This window comes from Nostoc sp. ChiSLP03a (assembly GCF_034531215.2).
Classification (GTDB): domain Bacteria; phylum Cyanobacteriota; class Cyanobacteriia; order Cyanobacteriales; family Nostocaceae; genus Nostoc.
Genome location: NZ_JAVRBQ020000096.1, coordinates 23741 through 47199 on the forward strand (window position 1 = coordinate 23741; position 23459 = coordinate 47199).

16 protein-coding genes and 3 pseudogenes are annotated in these 23459 nt (G+C 42.8%); 8 read left to right on the forward strand and 11 right to left on the reverse strand.

Translation table 11 applies throughout. From position 1 onward, the window contains the following. Positions 1-2 precede the first annotated feature (2 nt). A complete protein-coding gene (locus RMY32_RS15680; RefSeq protein WP_322711815.1) occupies positions 3-332 on the forward strand; it encodes a Txe/YoeB family addiction module toxin in 330 nt (109 codons plus the stop codon). 342 nt (positions 333-674) lie between these two features. Then, positions 675-1670, forward strand: coding sequence for a folate-binding protein (locus RMY32_RS15685; RefSeq protein ID WP_322711816.1), 996 nt, complete (start codon positions 675-677; stop codon positions 1668-1670). A 94-nt stretch (positions 1671-1764) separates the two neighbouring features. Here the strand turns inward: RMY32_RS15685 and RMY32_RS15690 are convergent, their stop codons facing one another. The 4 genes from RMY32_RS15690 to RMY32_RS15705 form a co-directional block, all read right to left on the reverse strand. Then, the gene (locus tag RMY32_RS15690; protein ID WP_322711817.1) at positions 1765-2697 is read right to left on the reverse strand and encodes a DUF5331 domain-containing protein; all 933 of its coding nucleotides are present in this window, start codon (positions 2695-2697) and stop codon (positions 1765-1767) included. 49 nt (positions 2698-2746) lie between these two features. Next, positions 2747-3079 carry a (2Fe-2S) ferredoxin domain-containing protein gene (locus tag RMY32_RS15695; protein ID WP_322711855.1) on the reverse strand — a complete coding sequence of 111 codons (333 nt, stop codon included), beginning with the start codon at positions 3077-3079 and terminating at the stop codon, positions 2747-2749. Between the two features lie 152 nt (positions 3080-3231). Continuing rightward, positions 3232-4206, reverse strand: coding sequence for a cysteine synthase A (locus RMY32_RS15700; RefSeq protein WP_322673363.1), 975 nt, complete (start codon positions 4204-4206; stop codon positions 3232-3234). Between the two features lie 145 nt (positions 4207-4351). Further along, the gene (locus tag RMY32_RS15705; RefSeq protein WP_322711818.1) at positions 4352-5269 is read right to left on the reverse strand and encodes a hypothetical protein; all 918 of its coding nucleotides are present in this window, start codon (positions 5267-5269) and stop codon (positions 4352-4354) included. A gap of 352 nt (positions 5270-5621) precedes the next feature. On the opposite strand from RMY32_RS15705, the gene mnmA reads away from it, so the two are divergent. Further along, on the forward strand, positions 5622-6677 hold the full coding sequence (gene mnmA / locus RMY32_RS15710; RefSeq protein WP_322711819.1) for a tRNA 2-thiouridine(34) synthase MnmA: 1056 nt from the start codon (positions 5622-5624) through the stop codon (positions 6675-6677). Positions 6678-6824: 147 nt separating this feature from the next. Then, positions 6825-7139 (forward strand): annotated as a pseudogene (locus tag RMY32_RS15715) (FGGY-family carbohydrate kinase); the annotation flags it as partial. 589 nt (positions 7140-7728) lie between these two features. On the opposite strand, the pseudogene RMY32_RS15720 reads toward RMY32_RS15715, so the two are convergent. Then, a pseudogene (locus RMY32_RS15720) lies at positions 7729-8034 on the reverse strand (IS4 family transposase); the annotation flags it as partial. On the opposite strand from RMY32_RS15720, the pseudogene RMY32_RS15725 reads away from it, so the two are divergent. Next, a pseudogene (locus RMY32_RS15725) lies at positions 8026-8295 on the forward strand (dienelactone hydrolase family protein); the annotation flags it as partial. The pseudogenes RMY32_RS15720 and RMY32_RS15725 overlap by 9 nt on opposite strands. A 26-nt stretch (positions 8296-8321) precedes the next feature. On the opposite strand, the gene RMY32_RS15730 reads toward RMY32_RS15725, so the two are convergent. Genes RMY32_RS15730 through RMY32_RS15745 form a run of 4 tightly spaced genes read right to left on the reverse strand, consistent with a single transcriptional unit; the run spans position 8322 to position 12170 of the window. Next, complete coding sequence (locus tag RMY32_RS15730; RefSeq protein ID WP_322711821.1) at positions 8322-9278, reverse strand: N-acetylglucosamine kinase; 957 nt, start codon at positions 9276-9278, stop codon at positions 8322-8324. 14 nt (positions 9279-9292) lie between these two features. Continuing rightward, positions 9293-10564: an MFS transporter gene (locus tag RMY32_RS15735; RefSeq protein WP_322711822.1), complete on the reverse strand. Its 1272-nt coding sequence runs from the start codon at positions 10562-10564 to the stop codon at positions 9293-9295. Between the two features lie 30 nt (positions 10565-10594). After that, the gene (locus RMY32_RS15740) at positions 10595-11857 is read right to left on the reverse strand and encodes a glutathionylspermidine synthase family protein (protein WP_322711823.1); all 1263 of its coding nucleotides are present in this window, start codon (positions 11855-11857) and stop codon (positions 10595-10597) included. Positions 11858-11864: 7 nt separating this feature from the next. Beyond that, positions 11865-12170, reverse strand: coding sequence for a hypothetical protein (locus tag RMY32_RS15745; protein ID WP_322711824.1), 306 nt, complete (start codon positions 12168-12170; stop codon positions 11865-11867). Positions 12171-12364: 194 nt separating this feature from the next. Here RMY32_RS15745 and RMY32_RS15750 point away from each other — a divergent pair, with 194 nt between their 5' ends. Both RMY32_RS15750 and RMY32_RS15755 read left to right on the forward strand, forming a co-directional pair. Beyond that, entirely contained in the window at positions 12365-15349 is a 2985-nt protein-coding gene (locus RMY32_RS15750) for a valine--tRNA ligase (protein WP_322711825.1), read from the forward strand. A gap of 164 nt (positions 15350-15513) precedes the next feature. Beyond that, the gene (locus RMY32_RS15755) at positions 15514-15948 is read left to right on the forward strand and encodes a hypothetical protein (protein WP_094348415.1); all 435 of its coding nucleotides are present in this window, start codon (positions 15514-15516) and stop codon (positions 15946-15948) included. Between the two features lie 105 nt (positions 15949-16053). Here the strand turns inward: RMY32_RS15755 and RMY32_RS15760 are convergent, their stop codons facing one another. After that, the gene (locus tag RMY32_RS15760; protein WP_322711826.1) at positions 16054-20784 is read right to left on the reverse strand and encodes a beta strand repeat-containing protein; all 4731 of its coding nucleotides are present in this window, start codon (positions 20782-20784) and stop codon (positions 16054-16056) included. A 64-nt stretch (positions 20785-20848) separates the two neighbouring features. Next, entirely contained in the window at positions 20849-21952 is a 1104-nt protein-coding gene (locus tag RMY32_RS15765) for a TIGR03032 family protein (protein WP_322711827.1), read from the reverse strand. An 898-nt stretch (positions 21953-22850) separates the two neighbouring features. On the opposite strand from RMY32_RS15765, the gene cysC reads away from it, so the two are divergent. Continuing rightward, positions 22851-23423 carry an adenylyl-sulfate kinase gene (gene cysC / locus RMY32_RS15770; protein ID WP_322711856.1) on the forward strand — a complete coding sequence of 191 codons (573 nt, stop codon included), beginning with the start codon at positions 22851-22853 and terminating at the stop codon, positions 23421-23423. Positions 23424-23459 lie beyond the last annotated feature (36 nt).

Below are 23459 nucleotides of genomic sequence, written 5' to 3' on the forward strand. Positions count from 1 at the left end.
CAATGTCGGATAATTTAGAACCAGATGCACTTCCCCAATCTGAAGTTTCTCAAGAGAATAATTTAGAACGCAACCTTGTTTTTGACCGGAGATTTCTAGAAGACCTTACCTACTGGGTAGAGACAAATAGAAAAACTGCACTCCGCATCTTATCTTTAGTTGAAGAGATTAGGCGGAATCCCTTTGAAGGTACAGGCAATCCTGAAAGATTGAGATACTATGATGCAAATGTATGGTCGCGCCGAATCACTCAAACTGACCGGATTGTTTACGTAGTAAGTGATGACCGAATCGAGTTTATTCAGGCACGATACCATTATAGCGATCGCTAATTTCATCATGAAATAATCTAATCTTAAAAAAGAGCGATCGCCATGAATCGCCGTTATCACTCTCATAACGACAGAACTTAATGTCGTAACGACAGGTTTAATGTTCTTAACAAAATAATGATTTTACTAACGACAGCTTTAACGTTCTTCACAAAATAATGATTTTCATCAACAAAAGAATGATTTTGCTAACGACAGCTTTAATGTTTTTCACAAAATCGCGATGTTGATAAGATTTTGATTATAGGCTAGAAGAAAACCGGAGGTAGATTGAAGCCGCAAACGCTTATTTGCTAAGATTTCCAGTGCGACAACATTCAAACAGGGCAATTTCCGATCGCTATGCCAACATCTATACTTGACGATAAAGACGCAGCAGCTATCCAAGCCGCCAGAGTTGGGGTTGCAATATGCGATCGCACCGCTTGGGGACGGATTAAAGTAGCTGGCGACGATCGCCTCAATTTCTTACACAACCAAAGTACTAATAATTTCCAAATACTCAAGCCAGGACAAGGTTGTGATACGGTTTTTGTTACTTCCACAGCCAGAACAATTGATTTAGTAACCGCCTACGTTAGAGAAGATGCGGTAATCTTGCTAGTTTCACCTAACCGTCGCCAGTTTTTGATGGAATGGCTGGATAAATATATTTTCTATGCCGACAAGGTGGAATTATCTGATATTACCCAATACACCAATACCTTCAGCCTGATTGGCCCAGGAAGCGACGCTGTTTTAGAAAAGTTGGGTATTGGCGAACTTATTGGACAACCTTACGGTAGTCACCAAGTATACACGATCGCTCCGGCTGAAGGAGTGCGGATTGCTGTAGGTAGCGGGTTAGCTGCGCCCGGATACACCTTAACTTTCCCTTATACTGACAAAGAAACAGTGTGGAACAAACTGTTAGAAGCAGGAGCGGTAGAAATGAGCGATCGCGCTTGGGATGCTTTGCGAATTTTACAAGGCCGCCCCGCCCCAGATGCGGAACTCACAGATGATTACAATCCTCTAGAAGTGGGTTTGTGGCAAACAATTTCTTTTACTAAAGGTTGCTATATTGGGCAAGAAACTATTGCTCGGTTAAATACATATAAAGGTGTAAAACAACACCTTTTGGGTATCCGCCTCAATGCCCCTGTGGAAGTTGGAAGTGCGATCGCGGTTGCAGATGAAAAGGTTGGCAAACTTACTAGTTACACCCAAACCGCTGATGGTTACTTTGGACTAGGTTACATTCGCACCAAAGCTGGTGGTGTAGGTTTAAAAGTCAAAGTGGGAGAAACTGAGGGTGAAGTCATAGAAATCCCGTTTGTTTCTCACGAATATCCGTAATTATAGCAAGGGACTGGGGACTGGGTGGAAAGTCTTTTTGTATTTAAGTTTTATCATCTGTTGATATCCTAATCACCAAGGCTTTTGCTGTAACTCAAATCAAGATATCTTTCTCTTTCTCCCTAGCGCCGTAACAAAATTCATCTACCCAAGAAGCTATACTACGGGCATTTGTAGTTGGTAAATTTATTTTGCTCTTAACCTCTTGTAAGTTAATATTCGGATGTTTACCGTTACTTTTAACCTCAGTAGTAGTTGCTAGCGATCGCCCTGGTTTACCATTACTAGAAATCTCAGTGGTAATTGCCAACGATGCACCCACAGGGATTCGGACAGGTGGTGCGTTGCTTTTAACCTCAGTAGCTAACGCCACAGATGGCATAGTTTTGGCTTTGCTGTTAACCTCACTAGTCATTGTCGCCGATGCTCCTGAAGGTAACTGACCAGAGTGCCAGCGTACTGGTTGATATTTCCTTAGTAAACCGGAGGATGAAGTTTTTGCCGGAGTATCTGGAGCAATTTTAGTTGCATTTGCTACTATCAACTCAAGTTTGCGTGTGCGAACTACTTCAGTGGTAGCTGTAATTGATGGCACAAGTTCATCGGTGCGTGACAAGTTGGAATCTAGAGTCTTAGCAAGAGAATGAAGCGCAATCTTGCTGGCAGTTACAGCCGATGATAGATGTTTATCCTCAGAATGCTTCTCATCTGGCGGCTCGCTTTCAACTTGGCTTATAGCCATAGAATGGTCTGATTTGATTAAACGTAACTCTTCATCGGGATTGAAGTTAAGACCTAAAGCAGCGACTATTTTATCTGGATCGTTATTGAGATCCACCATAAAAGCAAGTATTTCATCAAACTGGGGTTCTAAAACAGACAGTGTTGCCAAAATAAAACCGGACAAAGGGCGGCGCAGACCATCGTAAGTGGCCCAAATTCGCATTTTAACCAGCCAGGAAATATTTTGCTTGTAGTAAATAAGCCACTTTTGTTTTAAGGATTGACGCAGCTGCTGGATATTCATTGGATGCCTCACTTCAGTCAAAAAGATTGCAGAGCTTAATATTAAAAATTTAGCTTTCTTTCTGGGGATGAAACCGATAATAGAGCATCTGTTTGACTCTTTGACCACCTAGCAAATGATTTTCTATCAGTAGAGATACTTCATCAGGGTGAACGCCGCTATACCAAACCATATCGGGTAATATCAGCACCATTGGGCCATTGCCACATTGTCCTAAACAGCTGCTAGCCGTTACAGTTACACCAGGGATTGGCAAAGCTGTAAAAGCTGCTAAAACCTTGGCCGCACCTTGCTTTTTACAAGTACGATTTTGACAAACCCGCACACATTTAGAAGAAGAGGGTTGGTCTATTGTGGGGAAGTTTGATGGTTGAGTTGTCATTTGTTCTTTGTCATTTGTCATTCGTCATTTGTCTTTTGTCAAAAGTCGGAAGCTCATGACCAATCAACTCTTGGAAAGGCTGCGCCAACGATTAGGCTTAGTACAAGTGACTAATGCCTAATAACTAATGACAAATGACTAATAACTAATAACTAATTTATTGAAAGTCCTTTTGAGGCTAGCCATTCCGGGTTGAATATCCGCGACTGATACCGGGAACCACTATCACACAAGATGGTGACAATGGTATGTCCTGGCCCCAATTGCTTTGCTAAGGCAACAGCTGCCGCAACATTAATACCCGTTGAGCCGCCCATTAGCAACCCATCTTTCCTCAGCAGTTGGTAAACTACTCGCAAAGCTTCTTGATCATCGATTTGAATGGCATCATCAGCAGGTGCGCCTTCCATATTGGCTGTGACACGACCGTTACCGATACCTTCAGTGATGGAGTTTCCTTCTATTTTGATTTCGCCAGTTTTGACATAGCTATAAAGTCCACTACCTAGCGGATCGGCTACAACACATTTAATTGCTGGATTTTGTTCTTTTAAGTACAATGCTACACCAGCATAAGTACCACCAGTACCGGTTGCAGTTGTCCATGCATCTATTTTACCATCTGTCTGCGTCCAAATTTCCGGCCCTGTGGTTTCGTAGTGGGCGAGGCGGTTGGCTAAATTATCAAACTGATTTGCCCAAATGGCATTTTCCAACTCAGCAGCTACTCTGCCCGATAGCTTGACGTAGTTGTTGGGGTCTTTGTAAGGTACAGCGGGGACGGGACGAACTTCTGCTCCTAATGCTGTCAGCGCGTCTATCTTTTCTTGTGACTGGGTATCGGGAATAATAATTAGGCATTTGTAGCCTTTGGCGTTGCAAATATGTGCTAATCCAATGCCAGTATTACCAGCGGTTCCTTCTACAACCGTGCCACCAGGTTTAAGTAAACCTTTCTTTTGGGCATCTTCGATGATGTAAAGTGCGGCGCGGTCTTTGACGGAACCTCCAGGATTGAGAAATTCTGCTTTCGCAAGGATTTCACACCCTGTTTCTTCGCTAAAACTGTTTAAGCGAATTAAAGGGGTGTTGCCAACAGCGCCAACGAAGCCATTCTTTATATCCATTTTGACTGTACTTGTGTGAGTCTCTATAAAAATTTTGGCTGATAGCTGTCACATGATTTACAACTGATTTGCCTAAAATTCTATAATACTTACATTGGAGCGCTTGCCGTTGGTGTACTTCCCTCACTCCTAACTCCTGACTTATTTACTTTCCGTAGTAAACTCTGGCATTACCGTATCCGATATTTCGGATATATTTGTTCCATTCCTCAGCTTGAAATCGATTTTGGAAAGGCCCGACTGCTACGTGCGGGCCTCGTGGTTGCGTCCTTTCGATGACTCCGCCGGATCGTCCTAAATCTTGCGTAAATTGGCTTAAATTCTGCCTAAGTTGTGCTGCGATCGCTCCTAACTGTTCGGAAGTGGTGGGAATGGCGACATAATATCTAGAGACTCGCCTATTAGCGTTTATATTATTGCGATCGTCTCTATAGTTATAGTTGCCATTGTCTGCATTTATTTCTTGTCCGTTACCAAAGCTGATAATTCGGGCGTTATATATGCCTCGTGACTGTAGCTCATTCACCCGTTGTTGGGCGTTGGCTACTCTGTTAAAAACTCCTGACTGAATTACAGTCCGACCTTGGAACTGGCGAATGTAAGCACTGGGTTCAATCTGCCGTATGGCTTGTAGTGTCTGGAAATCACTACCATCAACATAAACTAAATAGCGCTCAAAGTTCTGGTTATATTGACTAAATTGTGGAGGTTGAGAGGGCTGAAAATTTTGCTCAAATTGATTGTTCGGTAATGGTTGAGAAGGCTGAAAGTTCTGCTCAAATTGATTGTTCGGTAATGGTTGGGAAGGCTGAAAATTCTGCTCAAATTGAGTGTCTTGTACTGTTTGGATAGGCTGAAAGTTCGCTTCCGGTTGATTGAAGTCCTGTGGTTGAGCTGGTTGTAACTGCGGTGATGGCTGTTGACCAAAGGGAATTGGTGGTGGCGGTAAAATCTCACCTTCTTGAGCCAGTAAGAGGTTGCTGTTGGAAATTTGTGCTTGTGCTGGGGTAGAGTCGGGAATCAGTACTAACAATCCTCCCACTAACAAAAAGAGAACTGCCATAGTGGGCTTCCAACCCTGAGAATTTCGGCGCAACATCTGAAATGAGATAAATTGACTTGATATTCCTCTCGACATAATAGTTAGAAAGTAATCAAAATATTTTTAAGTAATTTTCATCAAGAACTAATTAGTTCACCGTTGTAGCAACTATATAGCGTTAACGTAAAGTTACCTCATCTGCGTGGCAAAAAATACATCTGTAATTAATCTTAGATGAAAGAGTAAATAGCGATGTCTAGGATGGCTATGCCGACGCTAATTCAGTGACGTTAAAACTGAAGCGCTTTAGTAGCAAGGCTTTGAAGAGTATATGCTACAATTGGACAACCACGCATATCGTGTCGTGCTTTGTATGAAAAAAGTCGTCGTTGGTCTTTCTGGTGGCGTTGACAGTTCCACCGCCGCAGCTATCCTGCACCATCAGGGCTATGAAGTGATTGGTTTGACTCTTTGGCTAATGAAAGGCAAAGGTCAATGTTGCTCTGAAGGTATGATCGACGCGGCTGATATCTGTGAACAATTGGGTGTTCCCCATCAGGTTGTGGATATTCGAGATGTCTTTCAGACGCATATTGTCGATTACCTGGTAACTGGTTACAGCGCTGGGATTACGCCTTTGCCTTGCTCCCAGTGCAATAAAACGGTGAAGTTTGGGCCAATGGTGCAGTATGCTCGTGAAGAATTGGGGTGCGATCGCATTGCCACTGGTCATTATGCCCGAATTAGCTATGACGAAGCAACTGGACGTTACCAGTTATTAAGGGCTGTTGACCGCAACAAAGATCAGTCATACTTCCTTTATGATTTGTCTCAAGATTTACTAAGAGCAACGATATTTCCTCTAGGCGAACTAGAAAAAACTGACACGCGCCGCATTGCAACTGAATACGGACTCAAAACTGCTGATAAACCAGAAAGTCAAGACTTATGCTTAGTGGAAAGTAACGGTTCCATGCGGGCATTTTTGGATAAATATTTAGCTCCCAAAACAGGCGATATTGTCGATGTTACAGGCAAAGTTTTGGGACAGCATGATGGTGTGCATCATTACACTATTGGGCAGCGCAAAGGCTTGGGGATTGCTGCTGCTGAACCGCTCTATGTGATTGAATTAGATGCGGAAAATAATAAAGTAGTAGTAGGCGATCGCACCAAGGTAACTCAGCCAGAATGCACTGTAAATCGGGTAAATTGGGTTTCCATTCCCGAACCATCCACCCCAATTCATGCCGAAGTGCAAATTCGTTATCGTTCAACGGCTACACCAGTGACAGTAATTCCGTTGGAAAACTCCCGTGTGCGTTTGGTGTTTGATGAACCCCAAATCAGTATCACCCCCGGACAAGCGGCGGTGTGGTACGACGGCGAGAAAGTGTTAGGTGGCGGAATTATTGAACAGTTTAGTTAAGAATCACCCCTTTGTAGAGACGTTGATTTATCGCGTCTCTTCCCTTAACCAAACCGTCTTGGATGATACACTCTTTTCATCAACAAAACCATAATTTTCGTAATCATCGCCTTTTAAGGCTACGGTGTACATACAGTGTATTAAAGCGATCGCTTTCCGATTAACGATCCCAATTTAGCCCCACGTTTGTCACCACGCCCAGATAACCCAGTGGAATTTTTGCATGGTTTATTAGAAAGCATTGCCCGCATAGAAGCGCGAGGGTATGAATTATTACAACAAATGGGAGCAGACAAATTGAGTCGTGTTTATACTGCTGGCGGTGGTGCGGCGAATGACACTTGGACTGCGATTAGGACGCGTCATTTGCAGGTTCCTGTAGTAGCGTCAGTGTACACAGAAGCAGCTTATGGAACGGCGCTGTTGGCTATGGGAGGCGGAATTAAGGGTGAACAGGAGTAATTGTGTAACAATCTTTTCGTAGGTATTTCGTAAATCAGTATCTATCCCAGTGACAATCTACATATCTCGGTCGATACTGTGATTATTAGATACCGGACTATAGATTCCAGGTTCATGATCTGGGCAGCTATTCGGGTATGGGTGCTTCGCAGCAAGCGAATGTCATCTATCCCCTTTATTATTATCGGTGGGAGTTTAAGATAGTCTAGCCTCGCTTTTTTAACGGGTGAATTCGTCAGACTAGTCGCTTTGTGTAAAAAAGTGGGTTTAGTAAGATGAAAGAAAAAAGCAGTGAGTTAAAGTTTTGTTTGTAAAAGTGGGAAAGGTAGGATGGTTGAAAAAAGCAGTTTACAAGCGTTTAATAAACTGTTAATTTTATATTGAAATATAATTTGTGAGGAACTAGTAATGCATCAAAAACAGGCGCCAGCGAGTTTATACAATATTAGCGACCTTGGCATTATTAGCGAGCTAGGTGAAGAAGAAGCTATGAGAGTATCCGGGGGTGGAGCGGCGAAAGTGTTCGCAACTACAGAGGACTCTGGGAAATATCAGGCTTCGACCGGGGCATATTCAGATGGGTTTAGGTAAGCTCGGCAGAAAGCTGAGTATTGTCGTGCCCTTCAACCATTTGTAAGGTTCGCACGGCTACGGATAAAGCAAGGATTGTGAGGCGTTGGACAGCAATACTAGACTCTAACTGTATTGCTTCTAAATTTAATCCAGCTTTTTTGAGGGTGGCAAAAAGTTGTTCAATCTTCCATCGCCATCCGTACCACCGAATCACTCGCAGTGCCTGTTCCAAACACACAACTTCATGTGTGGTCAACAACCACCAATGAATTGGTTCTTGTCCTGCGGATGGTTGGATTTCTAGCGCTTCAACGGTAAAGAGGTAGCCGATACAATCCAGAGGGTAAATGAAATCAAAGGTGAGATGCTAATGGTGTTTGGTACTCTTGACCCTCATATACCAGATAGCGATCGCCAAACCATAATCAAAGCAATTGAGAATGCTAACATCCCTCACCAAGTTTTCTTGTATGAAGCAGAACATACATTCATGCGCGACGACGGTTATCGTTATGATTCTAGTGCTAGCACCGCAGCTTGGTCTGAAATAGTAACTTTCTTGGGGCGCATATTTGCAGACTGAAAACTTATATTATTGCTTTCTTCGCGTCAATTTTGAGTTGTCTGCAACGCTAACAAACCAGCACCATAAGCAGGTTCATACCTGGGAAAAATTACCTTTACATTAGGAAACTTCTTAACAAGAGATGCTGCAAATCTTTCATGGATATTGCATCTACCGCGCCAGACACTTCCCGTTGTGACTACTTCTAAAACTGAGTCGGCAGTAAAAATTGCATCAATTACTGTAGATGTAGCTTTTACTAACTCTTTTACAGCATCATCAATTATCATATTCGCTACTATATCACCTGACGCTGCTGCAAAATCTACAACTGGTGCTAAAGCTGCTATCTCTTTAACTCCCCATTCTCGGCGATATACTACTTCTACTAAATCTTCTATATTTTCCAAATCAAGATGCTGTTTGAAACCCTCTATCAAACTCGTTGATATTTCTCGTCCATCATAAGATTTTAATGCTGCGTTCATGCCTGCGATCGCAATTTTATAAGCGCTACCTTCATCTCCTAAAATATACCCCCAGCCGCCGACTCGCTTAGTCTCTCCTTCATGATTTCGTCCGAAAACTATCGAACCAGTACCTGCTGCAACCACAATTCCTACAGGCTGACCAATTCCACCAACTAAAGCAATTAAAGCATCGTTACAAATTACAATATTCGCTGGCTGTAACGCCCAATTAATAGGCAATTTGTTATTCTCTAACTCTTTAACAAAACCTTTTACTACTTCGATATCTGCTACACGACCTACACCTGCTAAACCCAAACATATCGCATCAATATTCACAGAATTTGTAATTATTGCTGCCTCAACCGCATTGTGAATTGCACATTGAATAGATTGTAAAGTTGCTTCGATACCTATACTTTGATAATTAGATGGGCCTGCTTCAGCACGACCTAGCACTTGACGCAAATCATCCATCAAGACACAAACAGTCTTGCTACCGCCGCCATCTATTCCCAAAACATAACTCATGGATTGCAATAATCTTAATTATTTTGACGCTTTGTTTCTTCTTTTAAAGGAATAAAAAAGAGAGCAATCATCCCAGGAATGGTCAGCAAACAAATCAAGACAAAAAATAATGGATAGCCAAGTGCTTTTTGCAGATAACCGCTAACTAATCCGGGTAACATCATTCCTAAAGCCATAATGCCAGTAGATATGGCAAAATGAGAAGTTTTATATTCGCCTTGGCAAATGTACATTAAATAAACACTAAAAGCTGTAAATCCAAAACCATAGCCAAATTGCTCCAAGGAAACCAAGGGATAGACTAATGTTAGTGAAGGCTTCGTGTAAGCCATATACACATAAAAAATATCTGGTAAATTCAATGCTAAAGCCATAGGGAATAAACATTTTTTTAATCCATATTTAGAAATTAGCAAGCCTCCTAAAATTCCTCCACAGATTAGGGATATTACCCCAAATGTCCCGTAGACTAGCCCGACATCTGATGTTGATAACCCTAAGCCTCCTACTTCCAGTTTATCCAATAAAAATAAAGAGGCTATCTTCACAAGCATTGCTTCGCCAAGTCTGTAAAGCAATATAAATGCTAAAATATTTAGAATTTTATCTTGAGCAAAATATGAGCTGATGATTGACCAAAAAGGTATATTTTCCCTAGCTTCTATTTGTCGTTGGTTATCTAATTCAGGTAAGGGTAAAATTAGGCGATGAAAAATAAACAGGATTGCTAAAATTAAAGCTGAGAAACCAATAGTTATAGTCCAGCTTAAAGGAATATTATTCAGAAACACTTCAAGCTGACCTGCTAAGACTACTAATATTCCAGAGCCAAAAATGACAGCCATTCGATAAAACAGTGAGCGAATGCCAACAAATAAGGCTTGTTGTTCTGGAGATAAAGCCAACAGATAAAAGCCATCTGTGGCAATGTCATAAGTTGCAGAAATAAATGCTCCTATTGTTAATGTTGCAAGGGAGATGAAAAAGAAATTTGGCAGTTGCAAGGAGAAAGCTATCAAACCCAAACAAGCGAACATCGCAAATTGGGTATAAAGTATCCATTGACGTTTGGTAGAATAAATATCGACAATTGGGCCCCAAAACATTTTGATGACCCAAGGTAGATAGAGAAAACTTGTCCACAAGGCAATTTGAGTATTATCTATTCCGAGCTTTTTGTAAAAGATTACTGAAACTGTATTGATAATGATGTAAGGTATGCCAGAGGCAAAGTAGAGGGTGGGTATGTATATCCAGGGCGAAGGGGTGGTAGTTTGAGGTTTCATGTTTGCCTCTAATTATTGGTGTTATTAAAATTAGCATCCAATAGGACACCAATAGGATAAGTTATCTGTAATTTCCCCTTCAGAAAGGCGGATTCCTACACCTCCAGATATAAATTTGTCATTACCATTGTTATATAGCCAAGCTCCCCAAACTTGAGTCATTGACTTGCCATCAATTTCTAATTTAGGAAATTCTAATAACTCTTGATAGACATAATTCTGTTGTGTATACCAAGGGTCATTATTACTACTACGCACAGAGATATTTCCTGAATTAACTGCAAATCCTCCTTCACCTTCTCTTCCTAAAATAGGTTTAGCAAAGTATGAATTACCTATTGCTGTTGCACTCAGTGATGTTTTCGGAAAATATTCCCAGACTGTACCAGCATCTTTGTTAGAAAAAAAGTCATATCCCAAGTCTGTAATTAGGGCAAATATACTCTTTGGTTGCAGTGCAAAAGCAGAACCAAAGTTCACAATCACAATTTTATTATCAAAAATTAGTTGCTCGAGAGCCGGCCATAATCTTTCGCCTTTTTCATCAGTATCATGGATTAGCCATTCCAATGGATACCACATAAAGAGTATATCTATGGGTTTTTTTGTTCTCTGGTCAAATAGATACTCACCATCTTTGATGCCAAGATATTCTAAGGGTAAAATGGTACTTTTGCACTCCAAGTAATTTCTTAGCCATCGCATAGTACCTAAATCTTCGGCATTATTCAAAGCTGTAAATGCTATGCGACAGTCTGTAACTGGTTTACCCAAATTTAATGCGGCTCTATTTACATGCTGATTAAGTGTTATTTTTAAGAGTTTTTGAGCATCTAAATCTGGTTCTTGCAATTCAAAATGTCTGGCGACTTTATTATTGCCATCCGTACACTCAAACCAAAAACTAGGAGTTTGGGGATTAGTTTCTACTACTTTTTTTATCCCTTTTTCTTGATTCCAGCACCAGTCAAGACGCATACAAAATGGTGCGAGGAAGTCATATTTAACTAACTTGATGGTAGCTTCCGGAAATCCATAGTAAAGTAGTGTATCCTCATCAAGAGTGCGGATAATTTGCCACACTTGCGTTAAAACACTACCGACTAATTCCGATGCTTGCTGAATTTCTTGTATCGTCTGCGGTAAAACTTTATGGCAATAATAAAGAGCGTAAGGTGTTTCTTGGTCAGTTAGAGGTATGCCTGTTCCTTCTTCAATAGGAGCAAAGTTGTACCAACCCATTTTCATCGACTGAAATAGACGCTTTCGTTGAGGACTGTTGAAAATATTCATAACTCTCTTATCCACCCGCATGACCACCGCGACCGAAACTACCAAAACCACTACGGCCCTTGGCAGAACCCCTAGAAGTCCCGGCCTCCGATGAATCACCAGAACCGAATCTTCTAATGCTACTCCCACCAGAGTAACCACTTGATCTGCCGCTACCATTAGATGAGGGAGAACAGTTATTAGCTTGTTTATTTGGCGACGTTGTGGAGATACAATCTGACTGTCTTGCTTCTGGGGTTGTCGCACAAGAAGCAAGTAGCGATACAGTCATAACGAATACTATGAGTTGAAATAAACCTGGTTTCAATTTCATGAGTCTTTCTGGATGAATATACAGATGTCAGCTACGGAATTTATGCAAGATAACTACAAGGGTCAAAAATAGATTTCGCATTTCCAGATAGATTTTTTAAGGGGTATATCCACGATTTAGAGAATTGCTAAACAAACCCTCTCCAACCCTGTGGCAAAATTTATTAGAGTCCTTCCATAGTTAGTTTGCCCCGCATGACCGCAACTATTCCCAATCTCCCCAGTCTCTACGACCCCTTTTCCACTGAAGCCAAGTGGCAAAAATTCTGGGAAGACAACCAAGTTTACAAAGCTGACCCCAACAAAGGCGGCGAACCCTACTGCATCGTCATTCCCCCGCCGAATGTCACTGGCAGTTTGCACATGGGTCACGCTTTTGAAAGTGCGTTGATTGATACCCTCGTGCGCTACCACCGGATGCAGGGACGTAATACCCTATGGCTACCCGGAACTGACCACGCCAGCATCGCGGTGCATACTATGCTGGAAAAGCAACTCAAAAAAGAGGGTAAGACTCGCTACGAGTTGGGGCGCGAGAAATTCCTAGAACGCGCTTGGCAATGGAAGGCGGAGTCTGAGGGAACGATTCTGAATCAGCTACGACGCTTGGGTGTCTCGGTGGACTGGTCACGGGAAAGGTTTACCCTGGATGAGGGTTTATCTAAGGCTGTTGTGGAGGCGTTTACTCGCCTTTACGAGGAAGGCTTAATTTATCGTGGTGAATATTTAGTTAACTGGTGTCCTGCTTCTGGGTCGGCTGTGTCTGACGTAGAAGTGGAAAATCAAGAGGTGAATGGAAATCTCTGGCACTTCCGCTATCCCCTCACCGATGGTTCCGGTTTTGTAGAGGTGGCGACAACTCGACCAGAAACGATGCTGGGCGATACAGCTGTAGCGGTTAATCCCAATGACGATCGCTACAAACATCTCATTGGCAAAACTCTAACTCTGCCAATTCTACAACGAGAAATTCCGATTATTGGGGATGAATACGTTGATCCCACTTTCGGCACGGGTTGCGTAAAGATAACTCCCGCCCATGACCCGAACGATTTTGATATGGGTAAGCGTCACAATCTGCCGTTCATCAACATTATGAACAAAGACGGCACTCTCAACGCCAACGCTGGGGAGTTTCAAGGACAAGACCGCTTTGTTGCTAGAAAAAATGTGGTTTCTCGCTTAGAAGCAGATGGCTTTTTGGTGAAGATAGAAGATTATAAACATACCGTTCCCTACAGCGATCGCGGTAAAGTACCTATTGAACCCCTCCTCTCGACTCAGTGGTTCGTCAAAATTCGCCCGCTAGCTGACCAAACTCTCGAATTCCTCGACCAGCAAACTTCTCCAGAGTTTGTTCCTCAACGCTGGACAAAGGTCTATCGTGATTGGCTAGTAAAACTCACTGATTGGTGTATTTCTCGTCAATTATGGTGGGGACACCAAATTCCGGCTTGGTACGCTGTCAGTGAAACGGATGGACAAATTACCGATAATACGCCGTTTGTAGTAGCGAAATCCGAAACCGAAGCTTGGGATAAAGCAAAATTACAATTTGGCGAAAATGTCAAGCTAGAACAAGACCCAGATGTGCTGGATACTTGGTTTTCTTCTGGACTGTGGCCGTTTTCGACTTTGGGCTGGCCGGAACAAACTCAAGATTTAGCAACTTACTACCCGACTACCACTTTGGTAACAGGCTTTGACATCATCTTTTTCTGGGTAGCCAGAATGACAATGATGGCTGGGCATTTTACGCAGCAAATGCCTTTCCAAACGGTTTACATCCACGGCTTGGTGCTGGATGAAAAAGGTCAGAAGATGTCAAAGACCAAAGGTAATGGCATTGACCCGTTGTTATTAATTGACAAATATGGTACTGATGCCCTGCGGTATACCTTAATTCGAGAAGTGGCTGGTGCTGGTCAAGATATCCGCTTAGAATACGATCGCAAAAAGGATGAATCAGCATCAGTGGAAGCATCCCGCAACTTTGCAAATAAGTTGTGGAACGCTGCCCGATTTGTGATGATGAATTTGGATGGACAGACACCGCAACAATTGGGGAATCCAGTAGCTACCGAATTGAGCGATCGCTGGATTATCTCGCGGTATCATCAAGTTGTCAAAGAAACCACTAATTACATCGATAATTACGGTTTAGGGGAAGCAGCAAAAGGACTCTACGAGTTTATTTGGGGTGATTTCTGCGATCAATATATTGAACTAGTGAAATCCAGATTGCAAGCAGATGCCGATCCAGTATCGCGGCGGGTAGCACAGCAAACCCTCGGCTACATACTGGAAGGGATTATGAAACTGCTTCATCCCTTTATGCCTCATATTACCGAAGAAATTTGGCAAACTCTCACCCAACATTCAGCAGATTCACCGCAAACTCTGCCATTACAAATCTATCCCCAGGTAGATGCAAATTTAATTGATTCAGCTTTAGAAGAACAGTTTGAATTACTGATTGCTACTATCCGCACAATTCGGAATTTGCGGGCTGAGGCGGATATTAAGCCAGGGGTAAAAGTGACAGCGAATTTGCAAACTGAAAGCGAGAAGGAGCGGGAAATTCTCACTGCTGGACAGTCTTATATTAAAGATTTGGCGAAGGTTGAGACTTTAACTATTACCGACAAGCAAGAAAACCAAACTGTTGCTGCGAAAAAACCTCAAAGAGGTTTGAAGACAATTGGCTTAATTATCGTGGCCATTGTCTTTGGTAGAGTGGCTTTAGCTGCGGGAAATGCCATTGATGATATTCCCATCATCGGAACTTTCTTTGAACTAGTTGGTTTTGGTTACACAGCGTGGTTTGTTAGCCAAAATTTACTCACTGCTCAAGCTAGACAAAAGTTATGGAGACAGTTTTTTCCGCAGAAAGAATTAGAACAACCACAAGAACCAGAAAATGCGATCGCAGGTGTAATTGGTACAATACAGGTGCTAATTCCTCTAAGCGGTGTGGTAGATATTGAAGCTGTACGTGCCAAGCTAGAAAAAAGCTTAAGTAAAGCTGAAGCCGAAGTTCAATCCCTGAATACCAGATTAAACAATCCTAGTTTCGTAGATAGAGCTAGAGCTGATGTGGTACAAGGGGCGCGGGATGCCTTAGCAGAAGCACAGAAGCAAGCTGAAATTTTGCGCGATCGCCTCAAGGGGTTATCGTAGGCATAGTCTGCGTGGCTTAGGATAACTGTAATGGGTAATGGAAGTGTTAATAATTCCCAATTACCCATTACCAATTAACAAGATCCAAATATCCATTCTGGCACTTATTTTTTTATTAAATTTTTTTTGAATTTTGAATTTTGAATTGGAGCGAAGCGACCCTCATGCTATATCTAGCCCAGGTGCGTAAAAACGATTTTTTAGACCAGCACCAGTTACGCTTATTGGCGCGTCAAGAAGCTGATAACTTGTGGGCGATAATTCCCGAAGAAGCTTTCATTCTGTTGGGAAAGGGAAAGATCATGAGTGAGAACTTGCTTGTTCTAGTAGAACTTTCCCCTACAGGCGACATTGAAAGACTAGAAGACGCCACCAACTGGGTACTCCACCTGGTACAAAACTACCTCACCATCGGCATTACCCCGGAATTTTTGCAGCACGAAGCCGAACGAGCAGAACATTGGCGACAATCCCTGACATTACAAAATCAAGACTTAGCGCGGCGTTCCTTAGAATTGGAAGCTCGTCGCGAACAAATTCAAGCTTTAGAAGAAAGCCTCAAACGCGAAAAAAACGGTTATTCTCAAGAGGAAAGTTAAAAGCTAATTGTGTTGCTTATAAAGCCACAGCACCCCAAAGGCGTATAGAGACGCGAAATTCACGTCTCTACATAAGTTTATGCTAGGTTAATTGTCTTAGTAAAGTTAGGCAATCACAGTAATATTTGCATTACTAAGCAGTGCTTTATTCGATAACTGGGCTATTTGAACTTGCGCTGTACCACCCAATCCATCTTTATCAAAGAATAGATTACCCGTACTTTGATTGTAGATGAAGCGATCGCTTGCAGCTGTAGCGATCGTACCAAGTCGGAATAAGCCCGAATCGAGTGTCGTATCCTGAGATTGGGTCAGCCCGAATTCCGCCTTAGAAATGAAGATAGTATCATCTCCAACAGTAAAATCAGTAATAGTATCATAGCCTCCAGTGCGGGTATCAGTCAGATATAAGCTATCTTGTCCAGCTCCACCAGTCAGCGTATCTTTACCAATTCCACCAAAGAGGCTATCGTTTCCTACACCGCCTAATAAGCTGTCATTACCTGAACCACCAAAGAGGTTATCACTACCATCTCCTCCTGATAACGTATTAGCACCAGTATTTCCAATCAGGATGTTATTAAGACCGTTACCAGTAGCAGTGATTGCCCCAGTTCCAATCAGAGTCAAATTCTCTAGGTTATCTCCCAAGACCCAATTTACCGAAGAGTTAACTAAATCTGTGCCTGCATTTAAGCCTTCAACAATAATATCGCTAACATTGTCTACGATATAAGTGTTATTGCCGACTCCACCATTGAGACTATCAATTCCTGTACCTCCATCCAAGGTGTCATCGCCTGTACCACCCAACAAGGTGTCATTGCCTGAGCTACCAAAAAGGCTATCGTTACCATCTCCTCCGCTCAAGGTGTTCGCAGCAGCATTTCCGACCAGGATATTATCAAGGCTGTTACCAGTACCAATTGTCGCGCTTCCAGTCAGGGTCAAGTTCTCAAAGTTCTCTCCTAATACCCAATTCACAGCAGACTTGACTAAATCTGTGCCTGAATTAAAGCCTTCGGTAATAATATCGCTAACATTGTCTACAGTGTAGATGTCATTACCGGCTCCACCATTGAGAGTATCAATCCCTGCACCTCCATCCAAAGTATCATCGCCTGCACCGCCTAACAAACTGTCATTACCTGAACTACCAAAGAGGCTATCGTTACCATCTCCTCCGCTCAACTTATTAGCACCAGTATTTCCAATCAGGATGTTATTAAGGCTGTTACCAGTACCATCTATTGCTCCGGTTCCAGTCAGGGTCAAGTTTTCCACGTTATCTGCTAACACAAAACTCACCGAAGACTTAACTAAATCTATGCCTGCATTTAAGCCTTCAGTAATAGAATCGTTCAGGTTATCTACAGTATAAATGTCATTGCCGGCTCCACCATCAAAACTGTCAGTTCCTAAACCTCCATCCAAGGTGTCATTACCTGCACCGCCCAATAATGTGTCATTGCCTGAGCTACCAAAGAGACTATCGTTACCATCTCCTCCGCTCAACTTATTAGCACCAGTATTTCCAATCAGGATGTTATTAAGGCTGTTACCAGTACCATCTATTGCTCCGGTTCCAGTCAGGGTCAAGTTCTCCACGTTATCTGCTAACACAAAACTCACGGAAGACTTAACTAAATCTGTGCCTGCATTTAAGCCTTCAGTAATCGTATCACCGAGATTGTCTACGATATAAGTGTCATTGCCGACTCCACCATTAAGACTATCAGCTCCTGTACCTCCATCCAAGATGTCGTTGCCTACACCGCCCAATAATGTGTCATTGCCTGCATCACCTAATAAGGTGTCATTGCCAACTTCTCCGCTCAAGATGTTAGCACTAGTATTTCCGGTCAGAATATTATTAAGGCTGTTACCAGTACCATTTATTGCGTCGGTTCCAATCAGAGTCAAGTTTTCCAGGTTAACTCCCAACACCCAACTCACCGAAGACTTGACTAAATCTGTGCCCGCATTTAAGCCTTCAGTAATGGTGTCGTCGATGCTGTCCACAATATAAGTATCATTGCCTTTACCACCGATGAGGCTATCAGTTCCTGTACCACCATCTAAGGAATCATTGCCATCACCGCCATCAAGTGTGTCACTATCACCTAATCCTTGGAGCGTGTCATTGCCTAGCAATCCTGAGATGCTATCGCTGTTCACTGTACCAGTCAGCTTATCTGCACCTGAAGTGCCATTAATCGGAGGGGTGATTTCACTAATGGTCAAGTTGACAGTAGCAGTGCTACTGCCTCCATGCCCATCACTTATGGTGTAAGTAAAGCCGTCAGAGCCATAATAGTTTTGGCTAGGTGTATAAGTGTAAGTACCGTTGTTGTTGTTAACTAAGCTTCCTTGGCTAGGTTGGGTGAAGCCAGTAATGCTCAATACGTCACTAATATCAACATCTGTATCATTGCTTAACAGGCTTGTAGCGCTAATGATAACGGGTGTGTTTTTGTTTGTGGTGATTTTGTCGTTAACAGCAACAGGAGCATCATTCACCGCCGTAATATTAATACTGCGGGTAACTGTAGCACTATTAGCAGTCCCATCATTGACGACAAAGCTAACGGTACGAGGTGTAGTACTGGGGTTATCACTACTGTTGGTATAAGTAATGGAGCGCAGTGCAGTTTGATAGTTAGCAACGGTGGCACTGCCAGTTAAGGTTAGAACGCCTGTGCTACTGTTGTAGCTGCCTGTAATACCATTTTGGTTGGTGAAGGCGAGAGTATCTTGAGCAGAAGCAAAACCATTGGTAATGCTGACGGTGGCACTAACCAGGTTGGCGGAGTCTACGTCGCTAACGGTGATACCTGAGTCAATGACTGTAGTGGCGTTCTCGGTGTATGCCAAGGCAGAGTTGGTGGCAGTAGCAATAGGTGCATCATTCACTGCCGTAATATTAATATTGCGGGTAACGGCAGTACTATTAGTAGTCCCATCATTAACTGTAAAGCTAACAGTACGAGGTGTAAGACTGGGGTTATTACTGTTGTTGGTATAAGTAATAGAACGTAGTGCAGCTTGATAGTTAGCAACGGTGGAACTGCCAGTTAAAGTTAAAACACCTGTGCTGCTGTTGTAATTGCCGATAATCCCATTTTGGTTGGTGAAGGCGAGGATGTCTTCGCCAGAGGCAAAACCAGTGGTAATGCTGACGGTGGCACTAGCCAGGTTGGGGGAGTCTACATCGCTGACGGTAATGCCTGAGTCAAGTACTGTAGTTGCGCTCTCGGTATATGATAAGGCAGAACTCGTGGCAATAGCGATGGCTAGATCATTTACCGACGTAATATTAATATTGCGGGTAACAGCGGTACTATTAGCAGTCCCATCATTAACTAGAAAGCTAACAGTACGAGGTGTAGTACTAGGGTTATCACTGCTGTTGGTATAAGTAATGGAACGCAGTGCAGTTTGATAATTAGCAACGGTGGCACTGCCGATTAAGGTTAAGATTCCTGTACTGCTGTTGTAGCTGCCCGTAATCCCATTTTGGTTGGTGAAGGCGAGGATGTCTTCAGCAGAGGTAAAACCACTGGTAATCCTGACGGTGGCACTAGCCAGGTTGGCGGAGTCTGTGTCGCTGACGGTGATACCTGAGTCGATAGCTGTAGTGGCGTTCTCGGTGTATGTCAGGGCAGAAGCAGAACTAGGGGTGATTGTCGGAGGAGCCCCACTGTTGTTGTTTAGTTGAGCATATATGCCATTCCCAGATTCGTCCTGACCATCGCTTTGCCAGGAAATTACAAAATCTCCAGTGGCATCCATTGCTATTGTGGGGTTAGTTTGACTGTTGCTAGTGTAGGTATTGACCAGAAATTCGCCTCCAATAGCCACCCCAGCACTGTTGTAGCGTTGGGCATATATGCCATCCCCAGAGCCGTCCTGACTATTGCTAGTCCAGGAAATGATAAAGTCCCCATCTGCATCCATCGCTACTGTGGGGTTAAATTGATTGCCGTCGGTGTGGGTATTGACTTTGAATTCTCCCCCAATAGCTGCCCCAGAACTGTTGTAGCGTTGGGCATATATGCCATTCCCAGATTCGTCCTGACCATAGCTTTGCCAAGAAATTACAAAGTCCCCAGTGGCATCCATTGCTACTGTAGGGTTAAATTGATTGCCTTGAGTGTAGGTATTAACCCGAAATTCGTTCCCAATAGCTAACCCAGCACTGCTGTAGCGTTGGGCATATATGCCCAAATAAGACCCGTCCTGATAATAGCTTTGCCAGGAAATAACAAAGTCCCCATTTGCATCCATCGCTATTGTGGGGTTATATTGAGGGTTTGCGGTCTGGGTATTGACTTTGAATTCGGCGCCAATAGCTGCCCCAGCACTGGTGTAGCGTTGGGCATATATTCCATAGCCAGATCCGTCCTGACCATAACTTTGCCAGGAAACGACAAAGTTCCCATTGGTATCCATCGCTACTGTGGGGTTGACTTGATTGTTGTTAGTGGAGGTATTGACCTGAAATTCGCCCCCAATAGCTGCCCCAGAACTGTTGTAGCGTTGGGCATATATCCCACTGCCAGAAGCATCTTGGCTTTGCCAGGAAATAACAAAGTCGCCATCGGCATCGATCGCTACTGTAGAGTTAACTTGATTGCCGCTGGTGTTGGTATTGACTTGGAATGCGCCCCCAACAGCCACACCAGTGCTGTTGTAGCGTTGAGCATACACCCCATAGCCAGACCCATCCTGACCATTGCTAGTCCAGGAAATGATGAAGTCCCCATCAGCATCCATTGCGACTGCGGGATTAATTTGATTATTGTTGGTGTAAGTATTGACTTTGAATTCATTCATGAAAAAACCTCTGAAAAAACTAAAAATTTGATTTCAACAATTACAGCCTGATTAAACAGATTTCTTAGTCATTAGGAATCACTGCACTCGGTCGCAGCCAATAATTCAACTCTGGTGCAGTAAATGCTTGGCGGATTTCTTTTCGTTCCTGATTCAAAACCATCGGACGCTGTACACCAGCAAGAAACTGTACATCATAAAGTTCTTGACAGCCTGCGGTGAACTTCAGCATTCCCACCTGTTGCCCATTTCGTAAATCCACGACTGCCACACCACAGAGCAACTTCTCAAACCGTTGGGTTATGGGCAACCCTCCGAAAATATGCCGTTCCCGAATCTGGCATAGTCCGACTAGGGCGTAATATCCTACGCAGCACAACCCCCGCAGAAATCCAGGGAGTACACAAACTACTTGTTGGTCTCCTGATTCTGGATGAATGCGCCAAATTTCTCCTGCGCCAGAGTTGAGTAACCACAAAAACCCGTCATGCCAAATTGGAGAATGGGGCATTGATAATCCATTTACAATAATTTCATTGCTCTCTACTTCCACTACGACTCCACCGTTGGCTTTGCCCGACCGCCATCCTCCGACGGTATCTGTCGCACCGAGGGCAGTCACATACTTGGGTTTGCCATCCACCATCGCTAATCCATTCAGGTGACATCGGTCTTCTGGCACTACTTCAGAAATAAATTTCGGATGCCAGCGCGGTACAAAGCTAAAGTCTGGACTCAAAGCAGAAAGACACGAAAAGCGGGTGTTGACGATCCACAGCCCTTCTCTGCCAAATTCCAGGTCGTGAATATTAAGGTCGCCTGTAAAATATGTCATCCGTGGCAGATAAAGGGCATCGTAGCGTCCGGGCTGGTCTTCTAAAAACTCATAAGCTAAGGCGGGGGCATTGGCTAATAAACAGACTTCGTGATGGGTAGCCAGCGCCAGTTGTGAACCATTCACTGCCAATCCCATTGGTTTAGAAAATTGGCGTAACAGCATGGTTATCTGTTCCCCATTCCAGCCTACTAGTGCCAGTTTTCCAGCTTGGTAGGTGGTGATGGCAATTGAACCTCCGGTTTGACTTAGCCAGGAAATAAATCCCTGATCGGCATCACATTGAATTAAGTTATTCTCTTCTGGCGTAGTAGTAGGAAAAGTGGACAACATAAATCAGTTGAATTAAATTTCAAATTTTGTTGAGGAACTTTAGACTTAGTTAAATACAAAATGTACTCAGTGGCTCTAGCCCTTAAAATTGAGCGGTTAATTACCAACTACGAACCTCGAAAATTACTGGCACAAAGCACTAGTACAGCATGGCGTAAATCCAGCTATCACCTCAATTAAGCAGACAAGTTGCTCAAAGCAACTGGTTAAAGGTGAACAAATTTATGCCAAAGTGTACTAGTGATTGATGTCATTAGTTTTGATGAGTTGTGAAAGTTTGTAGTCAGGACTAAAACCCTTGAAATTGACTGATAAATCGTTCACTACGAAACTTTCAGAATTGATGGCACAGACCACTAAGCGTGCCATCATTGTCAATAAACAAGCTTCTACCAGAAACAGTACTTAAAGGAATCGACCCCAGAAAATAGGTCGCACCGCCATAAAGCTGCACTGGATCTAACTTTGCAGATATTTTGAACTTAGTTTTTTATAATGTCCTAGCGTTAAATATTGTTTGGTAATCTACTGTTATAATAAAGACTTTTTTCTTTAAAAATAAACTGTATATATACTGAATGTAAAAATTAGTTAAAACTTCAATAATTTAAAAACTCGATCGGCAAGTTTTGTTACTATAACGGCAAATTATGTTGTTAGGGTAGAGAAAATGCGTAGATGTAGCTTGTCGTATACATCCTCATGCTTCGTATTAAATATTTAGCCTAAATACGTATAACTATGCGATTTTTCACTCGAAATCAATAAAGGTAAAAGTAGCAAGGTTGACATAGGGTGCCTTGCAATTGCTGAAATTCCTGCTAAAAAAGGATTATAAAAATAAAATTACTATTTGACTCACAATTACTTAAAAAACTTTTTTAGTGTGCCATTTAAAATTTACGACGAAAGTAGGATGAGACAACAAGAGTGTGGTGTGACAGTATGGTTCACTGGTTTGAGTGGTGCAGGTAAAACTACTATCTGTCAATTCGTGGAAAAGGAACTGCGGATACAGGGATACAGAGTTGAAGTTCTGGACGGTGATGCGGTACGTCAAAACCTATGCAAAGGATTGGGTTTCAGTAAAGAGGATCGAAAAGAGAATATTCGGCGCATTGGCTTTGTAGCTCAACTTCTTGCCAGAAATAATGTCATTGTATTGGTTTCGGCAATTTCACCGTACCGCGAAATTCGGGAAGAAGTGCGCCAAATGACTCCATTTTTTATTGAAGTTTACGTCAACGCATCATTGGCAGTTTGTGAACAGCGAGACGTAAAAGGGTTATATAAAAAAGCAAGAGCAGGAGAAATTAAGCACTTTACTGGTATTGACGATCCTTATGAAATACCACTCTGCCCTGAAGTCGAATGTAAAACTAACCAGGAAAGCGTTGCTCAAAGTGCAACTAAAGTCTTAGAAAAGCTAGAAGAGTTGGGTTATATAGTTACTAGAGCATCGATTCAGTAATCAAAAACCTAATCCCCCAGCCCCCTTCCCTACTAG